This window comes from Brenneria sp. g21c3 (assembly GCF_040240345.1).
GTDB lineage: Bacteria > Pseudomonadota > Gammaproteobacteria > Enterobacterales > Enterobacteriaceae > Brenneria.
Window position 1 is genome coordinate 125,276 of sequence record NZ_JBEIAB010000001.1, and the last position, 12,675, is coordinate 137,950.

Genomic DNA, 12,675 nt, shown 5'->3' on the forward strand with positions numbered 1-12,675 from the left:
TTCATCCGCGTTTGCCCTGATACGCTATCAAGCGTGGTATTCAATAAAGGTGAAATAATAAGTATGGAGTGGATCGTTGATCCAACAATATGGGCCGGTCTGGCAACGCTGGTCGTGCTGGAACTGGTGCTGGGCATAGACAATCTCGTTTTCATCGCCATTCTGGCTGAAAAACTACCTAAAGAACAAAGAGATAAAGCGCGAGTGGTGGGTCTATTGCTCGCACTGGTGATGCGTCTGATTTTATTGTCGTCGATTTCCTGGCTCGTCTCCCTGACAACCCCCCTTTTCACGCTGCTTGGGCATTCGTTCAGCGCACGCGATGTGATTATGTTGATTGGCGGCGTGTTCCTGCTATTTAAAGCAACAATGGAGCTCAACGAACGGCTGGAAGGCAAGGATCAGGAACAACATGCGCAGCGCAAAGGCGCTCGTTTCTGGCCGGTGGTGGCGCAGATTGTCGTTCTGGACGCCATTTTCTCACTGGATTCCGTTATCACCGCCGTCGGCATGACGGAACATCTCTTAGTGATGATGTCCGCGGTAACGATCGCCATCTTCCTGATGCTGTTAGCCAGCAAACCCTTGACCCGTTTTGTCAGCGCGCATCCAACCATTGTTATTTTGTGCCTGAGCTTTTTGCTGATGATTGGTTTCAGCCTGGTGGCGGATGCGTTTGGCTATCATATTCCCAAAGGTTATCTCTATGCCGCGATTGGTTTCTCGGTTCTGATCGAGATGTTCAATCAGGTATCGATGTTTAACCGCCGACGCTTTCTGTCTTCGTCCGTACCCCTGCGCCAGCGCACCGCCGAGGTGGTGCTGCGAATCCTGAAGGGAGAGCATGAAGAAGCGGAACTGGATAACCAGACATCCTCTATGATTGCGGACAACGCCCAAACCGGACAGGCCGTTTTCAATGTACAGGAACGCCGAATGATAGAACGGGTCCTGGGCATGTCGCAGCGTACCATCAGCAGTATTATGACCTCTCGTCATGATGTCGACCCTATCGAGCTCAATACCTCACAGGAAGCATTGGCGCAGATATTGAAAAACAACCAGCATTCTCGTTTGGTGATCGTCGACAGCGAAAAATCAGATGAGATACTGGGCGTCGTCAATGTCACGGAGCTATTGCAGCAGCAGTTGGACCATGTCCCCTTCGACCTGCGAACGCTGGTTCGCCAGCCGTTGATATTCCCCGAACAACTTTCTCTGTTGCTGGCGCTTGAGCAATTCAGGGAAGCACGTACTCACTTCGCGTTCGTGGTTGATGAGTTTGGTTCGGTGGAAGGCGTCGTCACATTAAGCGACGTGATGGAAACCATTGCCGGTAATCTGCCATTGGCGGGCGAAGACGTGGATGCCCGTCATGATATTCAGCAGAATACCGACGGCAGTTGGACGGCTAACGGCTATCTTCCTCTGGAAGATCTGACCATGTACGTTCCCATCAAACTGGATGAAAAACGGGAATACTATACGCTGGCAGGGCTGCTGATGGAGCACTCGCAACGGATCCCGCAGGCTGGCGATACCTTATCTATCGATGGTTACACCTTCACCATTTTAACGGTGGAAAGCCACCGTATCGTGAAGGTACGGATCACCAAAGATGCCGATCCGCAAGCCGATTTCGAAGTGTGAAGGCGACTGCACGCCACCTGGGTTCCCACTCTAAACGTCATTCCCACGCAGGCGGGAATCAATCAATGGCTGTCTGAGGTTTCAGCAGGCGATCCCCGCCTACTGCCGCGGGGATGACGGGTTAGTGCCGGAGGTGGCGGGTTGCTGGCGGGAATGGTGGGGTCATGTCGGAAGATAACAGGGTCGTAGCGGATACCATGTTGATTAGCTACATTCACACCTCGCCCGCGAGTCATTCCCGCGCAGGCGGGAATCAGCCAATGGCTGTCTACGGTTTCTGTAAGCGATCCCGCCTACTGCCGCGGGGATGTTCGACGCTTTGCTGTTTATGCCCCTCCCCGCCTCCTCCTTCCCAGGGGGAGGAGCTAACGCCAGAATGCTGGAATACGCTGCCTTACAGCCGGTCAAGCAGTTGCTTTAGATCCTTGCCTTTCTGGCTCTGACTATTCTTATCGGCCCACTCATTCAACCGTTTTTTCATTTCGTCCTGTAAGCGCTTACGCAACAGTTGCTCGACCTGTAGCTGATAACTCAGCTTATCCCACGGGCCGTATATCCGTAATGGGATGGCGGTATTTTGCAGTATCTTGATTAGCTGTTCATCGCCATGCCAACCCAGGAGCACTTTCACGCCCAGGTGGCTGTCACAGGTTCGGGCTAATAGATCGAGCTGCCCGTTCCCGGTGACCGACAAAAATTCAGAGCTGCCGTTAAGGTCGCTTATCCGCAGTTTTCCCGCGTTCAGTTGCGCATTTCCGGTCAACTGCCGAATTTCCGTGTAACGTTCATAGCGATCCATTCCCTGAACGCTGCTGTTGCCGCGCGCCACCGCCATCTGCACCATCTGATGAATGTTCAGCCCCTGCAAACGCAGTTCGGTGACCTTCAATGCCGCCTTGCCCTGCCACTGCCGGGTAATCGCCGGCAGCGTCAACGAATTACCGCCCAACTGACCGTTCATGGAAAACTTGCCGCTCAGCGTGCCGGGCAATGCAAATGCCGCCGTCAGCGGTGCAATATCGATATTATGAATTTCAGGTTGAAACGTGATAGCGGGTGAAGCATGAACATCGATTTTACCAGGCAGGGAAAAACTCCCCTCGCCAAGCTTGCCGCTCAGCGTGGCGATATTCAGCAGCCCCTGTTGATTGGTCGCCTGAAGATTAAACCGGCTGATGGTAAGCCCGCGATAGATCAACGTTTCAGCCTGCAAGGACAGACGGGCGATAAAGCCCTGTAGGACGTCATCGCGCGCTTTCTCCTCTTCCGAGGAGATAACTGGTTTTCCGGCTTTATTCTGACCGACGGAGGAACCTTGCTCCGTACTAATCCTGGCGCCAAGCAGCGCATCCAGATCGATTTTGTCAGACTTCAAATCCAGCACATAGTCGGGAATATCGCCGAGCGTCGCGCTGCCGCTGCCCGTTAGCCGGCTTTCATTGGCGCTCAGAGCCAATTGGCTTAATGTGATTTTTTCAGGTTGACGCTGATAGCTGGCCTGCAAACTACCCTGCCCTGAAATTCCGCCGCCGGGAACGCCCGCCCCCTGAATTTGGTATTCCAGCTTCTCAATATTCGCATTGACCTGCTGCGGGAAGTGCGACATATCCATGTCGGCAAGCAGAGAAAAAGCGATATCCCGCTGATCGCGATTAATGCGGCTGGACAGCTCGATATGCACCTGTCGGTCGCCGTCCTGCTCCATCAATAAATTAATATCGCGGACGTTTATCTGTTCGTTATCGTTGCGTTGCAGAACCAGCAGACTGTCCACGATCCTTAATTTATCAATATCCAGTTGCCAGCCCTGCCTTTCCGGAGAAGGCGATCCTGAGGGAGCGATGGGCGCATTACTTGCCGGTTTAATCTCGCTGTCCGGCGTCAGTCGAATGACCGCGCCTTTCAGCAAGACCTGTTTGACGACGAGTTTATGGGAGAGAAGCGGCCAGAGCTTAACGTCCAGGCGCATGTTTTCCGCGCTGACAATCGGCGCGGTCGACCCCGGCGCGCTCAGCGCCATTCCGCCGGATAAAATGCTGAGCTGCGGCCAGACGTGCCAGCGCAAATCGCCATCCAATCGTAGCTGATAACCGCTACGCTCTTCGACTTGCCTTACCATGTAAGCGCGAAAATCATTGGGATTAACCAGCACTACCAGCGCCGTCATTCCTGCCACCAGCACAACAAGCAGAATCGCCAGCGTTGTCAGAAATCTTCTCATGCCATCCTCATCGTCGTACGCTTCATCACAGACAGTATTGGCAATTAGTCTTTGTCGATACGACTCGCCACAGCCCCCTGCTGATCTTTATATTTTGCATCCTGACGACGGTTATAAGGCCGAGCCGCCGGGCCGGAAAGCGGTTCAAAACTCAGCGCGCCGATCATCATGCCGGGACGCAATGCCAACGGCAATTTACCTGAATTATAGAACTCCAGCACGATTCTTCCCTGCCAACCCGGATCAATTCGGTGCGCGGTAACGTGAACCATCAAGCCCAGGCGCGCCAGAGAAGAACGTCCGTCGAGCCAACCAACCAGATTATCCGGCAATGTTACCGACTCCAGCGTGACCGCCAACGCCAGTTCGCCCGGGTGCAGGAAGAAGGCTTCGCCTTCCGGCAGGTTAATTTCATCGCTCATCACGCGATCCAACGCCGCGCTGACTTCATCTTTCGGGCCGCTTAAATCAATAAAAGCCGCCGTGTGTCCTCTGAATACCCGAAATTGATTCCCTAAGCGGACATCAACGGTAGCGCCATTGATTCTTTCTGTCGGCGGTCGCGGCGTAATCAGCAATCTGCCATCGTCCAGCCAGGCTTCAATATCACGGTCACACAGTCTCATTTTTTTCTCCACTCGCATCAATACTGGCTAAAACCCCCAAAAAGATTATTCGAAAAACTGGCTTATCTTGGCTTTCAGAATATCAATCGCAATACGGTTTTTCCCACCACGCGGCACGATAATGTCGGCGTATTGTTTTGAGGGTTCGATAAATTGCATAAACATTGGACGTACCGTTTTCTGATACTGTTCCATCACTGAATCCATTGAACGACCGCGTTCGTTGACATCACGGCGCATACGACGCAACAGGCAAATATCCAGCGGCGTATCGACAAAAATGGAAAAGTTCATTTCATCACGCAGGCGGGCTTCCGTCAGCAGCAGAATGCCTTCCAGAATAATGACCTTCTTCGGCTCAAGATGCACCGTTTCCTGTTTACGAGTATGTTCAACATAGCTGTATAAGGGAAGTTCTACCGCCTGACCCGCTTTCAGCATTTTCAAATGCGTCAGCAGCAGGCTGTGGTCCATGGCGCTGGGATGATCGTAGTTGGTCTTGACCCGCTCTTCCATCGTCAGGTGACTTTGATCTTTGTAGTAGCTATCTTCAGGTATCACACCAATATGCTGGTCACCAACCTGGTCGCGCAATTCACGGTATAACGTGCTGGAAATAAGACTTTTACCGGAAGCAGATGCGCCCGCTATCCCGATGATGACACACTGGTGAGACTTATCAGTCATGGTATTAAAGACCTGATTAACATAAAAAAGAGAGGGATGCACCAACTGGTGCGACGACGCGGCAATTATAGGGAGTTAGCGCTGTTCACGCCAGCGTTTCCACTATTACCGGGGTAGAGCGCGCAGGATCTGAATAACTTATTTAACTCTCAGGTGGTTAACCCGCTATATAGAAAAACCGCCACGGAACACGGTACTCCTTCCTTAGTCATTGCCTGCGCACAAAAGCATCGGGAATGTTTTTGAACGCCGCTGGCGGCGGCCGAAGAGCGAACCCCGGAATGGAGCGAGTAACCGGGAATCAGCCAATAGCTGTCTACGGTTTCAGTAAGCGATCCCCGCCTACTGCCGCGGGGATGACGAGTTGGCGGCAGGGATGACAATAATTGCCGGGTCGAAGACGGAGATGACATATGGACGTATGGTTGTCGCGGATAACGCGCTGAAGACGGCGGCGGTTGGCGGAGTGACAATGGCCGTATTGAGGACGACCAGAGTCAGGAACGGTGGAAAGAGACGGCGTGGCGGTTTTGTCACCCAGCCCCGCCATCCACCGCTTACAGCGACCGGAAGGAGATTTCCGTCGGAATGACTTCGCCCTGCCAGTAGAGTTGCGCGGCGACCTGACCGGCCAGTTCGCGATAGAGAGACGTGAACTCGCTTTCCGGATGGCTTACCACCGTCGGTTCGCCGCGATCCAGATCTTCACGCAGCGAAATATGCAGCGGCAATTGCCCCAGCAGCGCGCAATGGTATTTTTCCGCCAGCTTTTGCGCCCCGCCGGTGCCGAAAATCGGCTCCAGATGACCGCAGTTGCTGCAAATATGCACGCTCATGTTCTCCACGATACCCAATACCGGCACGCTGACTTTCTCGAACATGGCGATCCCTTTCATCGCATCCATCAGCGCGATATCCTGCGGCGTCGTCACCACCACCGCGCCGGTGACGGGAATATTCTGCGCCAGCGTCAACTGGATATCCCCGGTACCCGGCGGCATATCCAGCACCAGATAATCCAGATCCGGCCAGAGGGTATCCTGCAACAGTTGCAACAACGCTTTGCTCGCCATCGGACCCCGCCACACCATGGCGTTGTCATCGGTGACCAGATAACCAATCGAATTGGTCGCCAGACCGTGCGCCATAATCGGCGACATGTGCTGGCCGTCCGGCGAAGTCGGGCGCTCGCTCGCGGCCCCCAGCATCGTCGGGATCGACGGGCCGTAAATATCGGCATCCAGAATACCGACATTGCCGCCTTCCGCCGCCAGCGCCAGCGCCATATTCACCGCGGTGCTGGATTTGCCGACGCCGCCCTTGCCGGAGCTGACCGCAATAATATTCTTGACCCCTTTGATGCCGGCCTGATCGTTCACCCGACGTAATGTGGCGATGTTCTGCGTCATGCGCCACTCCACCGCTTTCGCGCCGGACAGGCGCAGCAGTTCATCACTCACCGTCTCTTTTAATGCTTCCAGACCGCTCAGCCAGGCGAACGGCATAATTAATTCAATATGCAGCACATCATCCAGCAACGCGCAGTGATGCAGCGCGTTCAAGGTCGTCAGGTTATTTTTCAGTGTCGGGTGCTGAAAAGTCGAGAGTACCCCGGTCACCATGGCATGCAGGGCCTCTGGGCGCTGTTCGGGGAGGGTAGAGTTCATTCCGGCTCCTTAAAATTCTCATTATTTAACCGATAAAGACCGCTATAGCATATCAGAAGAATACCGCGACTTGCGCACCCGGCGTAAAAACCCCCGGCTGATCATCCTGAATTATTCGCGCCGGTTTCATGCCCGGCAGACAGGTTTAGGCAAGGCAGCGGTTTACGCAGTAAGGCGCTATCGGTTAACATCAATGACCCTCAATCACCAAAAGAAAGCAAGTTCCTCATGACTCAAGTCGCAAAGAAAATATTGGTAACGTGCGCGTTGCCTTACGCTAACGGTTCGATCCACCTCGGTCATATGCTTGAACACATTCAGGCGGATATCTGGGTTCGTTACCAGCGAATGCGCGGCAACCAGGTTTACTTTATCTGTGCGGACGATGCCCACGGCACGCCAATCATGCTGAAAGCGCAGCAGATGGGCATTGCGCCGGAGCAAATGATTGCGGCGATGAGTCAGGAACATCAACAGGATTTCGCTGGCTTCAACATCAGCTACGACAATTATCACTCCACGCACAGTGAAGAAAACCGGGAACTGTCCGCCCTGATTTACACCCGGCTTAAAGAGAACGGTTTTATTAAAAACCGCACTATCTCTCAGCTTTACGATCCGGAAAAAGGCATGTTCCTGCCGGACCGCTTCGTGAAAGGCACCTGCCCGAAATGTAAGGCGCCCGATCAGTACGGCGATAACTGCGAAGTCTGCGGCGCGACATACAGCCCGACCGATCTGATCGATCCGAAGTCCGCGGTGTCGGGCGCCACGCCGGTAATGCGCGAATCAGAGCACTTCTTCTTCGATTTGCCGGCTTTCAGCGACATGCTGCAAGCCTGGACGCGCTCCGGCGCGCTGCAAGAGCAGGTCGCCAACAAGATGCAGGAATGGTTCGATGCCGGTCTGCAACAGTGGGATATCTCTCGCGACGCGCCTTACTTCGGTTTCGAAGTGCCGGATGCGCCGGGCAAATATTTTTATGTCTGGCTGGATGCGCCGATCGGCTACATGGGCTCATTCAAAAATCTGTGCGACAAACGCGGCGATCTCAGTTTCGATGAGTTCTGGCGCAAAGATTCCACCGCCGAACTGTACCATTTCATCGGCAAAGACATCGTGTATTTCCACAGCCTGTTCTGGCCGGCCATGCTGGAAGGCAGTCACTTCCGTAAACCGACCAACCTGTTTGTTCACGGTTATGTCACGGTCAACGGCGCCAAGATGTCTAAATCACGCGGCACCTTCATCAAGGCCGATACCTATCTCAAGCATCTGGATGCCGACTGCCTGCGCTACTACTACGGGGCTAAACTCTCTTCCCGTATTGATGACATCGATCTCAATCTGGAAGATTTCGTTCAGCGCGTGAATACCGACATCGTCAACAAGCTGGTCAATCTGGCCTCGCGCAACGCCGGTTTTATCAGCAAACGTTTCGACGGCAAACTGGCCGATAAGCTGGCTGATGAAGCGTTATATAAAACCTTCACCAATGCGGCGCAAAGCATCGCTGACGCCTACAACAGCCGTGAGTCGGGCAAAGCAATCCGTGAAATCATGGCGCTGGCCGATTTGGCCAACCGCTACGTGGATGAACAGGCGCCGTGGGTGGTGGCGAAACAGGAAGGCCGCGACGCCGATCTGCAAGCCATCTGCTCTATGGGCATCAATCTGTTCCGGGTACTGATGACCTACCTGAAACCGGTACTGCCCGCGCTGGCGCAACGTGCCGAAGCGTTCCTGAATCAGGAACTGAAGTGGGATGAAATCACCACGCCGTTGCTTAATCATCAGGTGAACGCCTTTAAAGCGCTTTTCAGTCGTATCGATCTGGATAAGGTTAATGCCATGGTGGATGCATCCAAAGAGGATATGGCGGCGGCGAAAGTCGCGAGCGGTCCGCTGGCGGACGACCCGATACAAGAAACCATCAAGTTTGACGATTTTGATAAGGTGGATATGCGTATCGCCCTGATCAAACAGGCTGAATTGGTTGACGGTTCCGATAAGCTCCTCCGTCTGACGCTGGATCTGGGCGGCGAAACCCGGCAGGTGTTCTCCGGTATCCGCTCGGCTTATCCCGATCCGGCCAAGCTGGAAGGCCGCCTGACGGTGATGGTCGCCAATCTGGCGCCGCGCAAAATGCGTTTCGGCGTATCAGAAGGCATGGTTATGGCCGCCGGCCCCGGCGGGAAAGACATTTTCCTGCTCAGCCCGGATAGCGGCGCGCAACCCGGTATGCAGGTGAAATAACATTACGCGCCCGCCGGTGCGGCAATCAGGGAATTGGAGAACACGCACAAACAACCCGTCATCCCCGCGCAGGCGGGGATCAGTCAATGACTGTTTGCGGTTTCAGCAAGTGATCCCCGCCTACTGCCGCGGGGATGACGAGGATTAGGAGCCGCAGGGATGACGAGGATTAGGAGCCGCGGGAATGACGAGGGTCGGACGTGGGGATGACGAATTCACAGGGTAAAGCCTTACCTCAAACTCAGGCGGAACAATTGTTCCGCCTTTTTAACATCCTTTTTTAACATTCCTGTTTTCACATCTCACGTCATCTGCCCCTCCATGTTGCCGAAAGAAACCACAAAACAACACAAACTTAACCATACGCTATATAAAAAGTGATACAGCGCACAAAAATCCCGTTCCCTGAGCAACAAGAAAAGACCTTAAATACTTAATTTTTGATTTGGCGCAAAACCCACAATTTGTGTGTTGTTAGATTGCCTGCAACAAAAATGATACATAATAAACAGGGAAACTAATGCAACTGAATCGAAGAAGTTTCTTTAAAGTTTGCGCGGGAGGAATGGCTGGAACCACCCTCGCGATGTTGGGTTTTACCCCAACGGAAGCAATGGCATCGGTACGTCAATACAAACTGCTGCGAGCAAAAGAGACACGCAATAACTGCACATACTGTTCCGTCGGCTGCGGCGTACTGATGTACAGCCTCGGCGATGGCGCAAAAAATGCCAAACCCTCCATTTTTCATATCGAAGGCGACGCCGATCATCCGGTAAGCCGCGGCTCTTTATGTCCGAAAGGCGCCGGCCTGGTGGACTATATTCACAGCAAGAATCGTCTGCTTTATCCTGAATATCGCGCGCCGGGTTCGGATAAATGGCAACGCATCAGCTGGAATGAGGCTATCGACCGTATCGCACGCCTGATGAAAGCGGACCGCGACGCCAATTTTCAGCGTACGAACGCCAAAGGCGACATCGTCAACCGCTGGACGACCACCGGCATGCTGTGCTCCTCCGCCGCCAGCAACGAAACCGGGCTGCTCGATCAGAAATTCACCCGTTCGCTGGGTATGGTCGCCATCGATTGTCAGGCCCGCCTGTGCCATGGCCCGACCGTCGCCGCACTGGCCCCGACCTTCGGGCGCGGCGCCATGACCAACAACTGGGTCGATATCAAAAACGCCAACGTGATTATCGTCATGGGCGGTAACCCGGCGGAAGCGCATCCCGTCGGCTTTAAATGGGCGGTCGAAGCCAAAACGCATAATGACGCGAAACTGATCGTCGTCGATCCGCGTTTCAACCGTTCCGCCTCGGTTGCCGATCTCTACGCGCCTATTCGTGCGGGATCGGATGCGGCCTTTCTGCTTGGTATCGTTAACTATCTGATCACGCAGGACAAAGTCCATCATGACTATGTGGTGTCTTACACCAACGCCAGCCTGATTGTGCGCGATGATTTCAGTTTTGATGAAGGCCTGTTCAGCGGGTATAACCAGGAAACCCGTCAATACGACAAATCCAGCTGGCAATACGAACTGGATGCCGCCGGCTTCGCCAAACGCGACAAGACGCTCTCCCACCCTCGCTGCGTGTGGAACCTGCTGAAAAAGCACGTTGCGCGCTATACGCCGGAAATGGTGACCTCATTGTGCGGCACGCCCGCCAAAGCCTATGAAGAGATCTGCCGTTCGCTGGCGGAAACCAGCGTGCCGGATAAAACCGCCACCTTTATGTATGCGCTGGGCTGGACTCACCACACCAACGGCGCCCAGATCATCCGCGCCGCCGCCATCATCCAGCTATTGCTGGGGAATATCGGCATGGTCGGCGGCGGCATCAACGCCCTGCGCGGTCACTCCAATATTCAGGGCTATACCGACCTTGGCCTGTTGACCACCAACCTGCCGGGCTACATGCCGCTGCCGTCGGAAAAACAAACCGACCTGAAAACCTATCTGGGACAAATCACGCCGGCGGCGTTGTTGCCCGAACAGGTTAACTACTGGAAAAACACCCCGAAATTCTTTATCAGCATGATGAAGAGCTTCTTTGGCGAAAACGCGCAAGCGGCCAACAACTGGGGCTATGACTGGCTGCCCAAATGGGATCGCAGTTACGACATCATGGCGCAGACCGAGCTGATGATGGAAGACAAAATCAACGGCTATATCGTTCAGGGTTTTAACCCCATCGCCGCGTTCGCCAATAAAAATAAAGCCGCCGAAGCGCTGTCCAAACTGAAATTTTTGGTGACTATCGATCCGTTAGCCACGGAAACCTCTACCTTCTGGCAGAACCATGGCGAATTCAACGACGTCGATACCCAATCGATTCAAACCGAAGTGTTCCGTCTGCCCTCCTCCTGCTTTGCCGAAGAGGACGGTTCGATCGCCAACTCCGGCCGCTGGCTGCAATGGCACTGGGCCGCGGCAGAGCCGCCGGGAGAAGCGCTGCACGACGGCAAAATTCTCGGCAAGCTGCTGATGCGCCTGCGTGAACTTTACCAGGAAGAAGGCGGCGCCTATCCCGATCCGTTAATGAACATTAACTGGAACTATCAGGATCCGGAAGACCCGACGCCGGAAGAGATTGCCCGTGAAGCCAACGGTATCGCGCTGGCCGATCTGTATGACGACAGCGGCAAACTTATCCTGAAGAAAGGTCAGCAAATCGCCGACTTTTCCCAGTTGCGCGATGACGGCACCACCGCCAGTTTCTGCTGGATTTACGCCGGTTGCTGGACGGAAGCCGGCAACCAGATGGACAAACGCGATAACGCCGACGCCGGTCTGGGCTGTACGCCGAACTGGTCGTGGGCATGGCCGCAAAACCGCCGCATTCTTTACAACCGCGCCTCCGCCGATCTGCAAGGCAAGCCGTGGGATAAGAAACGCAAGCTGATGGAATGGAACGGCCAGAAATGGAGCGGGATTGATATTCCCGACTTCGCCAGCACCGTTCCGCCAGGTAAAGATACCGGGCCGTTTATCATGCAACCGGAAGGTCTCGCCAGATTGTTCTCCATGGACAAACTGGTGGACGGCCCGTTCCCGGAACACTACGAGCCGATTGAAACACCGCTAGGCACCAATCCGCTGCATCCCGACGTGGTTTCTAACCCGGCGGCGCGTTTGTTCGCCAGCGATGCGAAAACCATGGGGTCGGCGAAAGATTTCCCTTACGTCGCAACGACCTATTCCATTACCGAGTTGTTCCGTCACTGGACGAAACACGCGCGGCTGAATGCGATAGTACAACCAGAGCAGTTCATTGAAATTGGCGAAAATCTGGCGCAAAGCAAAGGCATTAAAGCGGGCGATGAAGTGAGGATTTCCTGCCAGCGCGGCTATATCAAAGCCAAAGCGGTGGTCACCAAGCGCATCAAAACGCTGAACATTGCCGGTCAATCCGTTGAAACCGTTGGTATTCCTTGCCACTGGGGTTTTGAAGGCGCGACCCGTAAAGGCTTCCTGGCTAACACACTCACCCCCAGCGTCGGCGACGCTAATTCACAAACGCCTGAATATAAAGCGTTTCTGGTAAATATAGAGAAGGTGTAA

The 12,675-nt window shown here is 54.1% G+C and carries 7 protein-coding genes; 3 read left to right on the forward strand and 4 right to left on the reverse strand.

The genetic code is table 11. The annotated features are described in order from the left end of the window. Window positions 1-63: 63 nt before the first annotated feature. A complete protein-coding gene (locus ABRZ28_RS00580; RefSeq protein ID WP_330519253.1) occupies window positions 64-1,650 on the forward strand; it encodes a TerC family protein in 1,587 nt (528 codons plus the stop codon). A 394-nt stretch (window positions 1,651-2,044) separates the two neighbouring features. Here the strand turns inward: ABRZ28_RS00580 and asmA are convergent, their stop codons facing one another. The 4 genes from asmA to apbC all read right to left on the reverse strand — a co-directional run bounded on the left by asmA (window position 2,045) and on the right by apbC (window position 6,851). Then, a complete protein-coding gene (gene asmA, locus ABRZ28_RS00585; protein WP_330519254.1) occupies window positions 2,045-3,871 on the reverse strand; it encodes an outer membrane assembly protein AsmA in 1,827 nt (608 codons plus the stop codon). Window positions 3,872-3,915: 44 nt separating this feature from the next. Then, window positions 3,916-4,497: a dCTP deaminase gene (gene dcd / locus ABRZ28_RS00590; RefSeq protein WP_048635598.1), complete on the reverse strand. Its 582-nt coding sequence runs from the start codon at window positions 4,495-4,497 to the stop codon at window positions 3,916-3,918. A gap of 45 nt (window positions 4,498-4,542) precedes the next feature. Next, window positions 4,543-5,184, reverse strand: a complete 642-nt coding sequence (udk, locus tag ABRZ28_RS00595; RefSeq protein ID WP_319603768.1) for a uridine kinase — start codon at window positions 5,182-5,184, stop codon at window positions 4,543-4,545. Window positions 5,185-5,741: 557 nt separating this feature from the next. Next, entirely contained in the window at window positions 5,742-6,851 is a 1,110-nt protein-coding gene (gene apbC, locus ABRZ28_RS00600; protein ID WP_319603766.1) for an iron-sulfur cluster carrier protein ApbC, read from the reverse strand. Window positions 6,852-7,079: 228 nt separating this feature from the next. Here apbC and metG point away from each other — a divergent pair, with 228 nt between their 5' ends. Then, complete coding sequence (metG, locus tag ABRZ28_RS00605; protein WP_330519255.1) at window positions 7,080-9,107, forward strand: methionine--tRNA ligase; 2,028 nt, start codon at window positions 7,080-7,082, stop codon at window positions 9,105-9,107. A gap of 520 nt (window positions 9,108-9,627) precedes the next feature. Beyond that, the gene (fdnG, locus tag ABRZ28_RS00610; protein WP_330519256.1) at window positions 9,628-12,675 is read left to right on the forward strand and encodes a formate dehydrogenase-N subunit alpha; all 3,048 of its coding nucleotides are present in this window, start codon (window positions 9,628-9,630) and stop codon (window positions 12,673-12,675) included.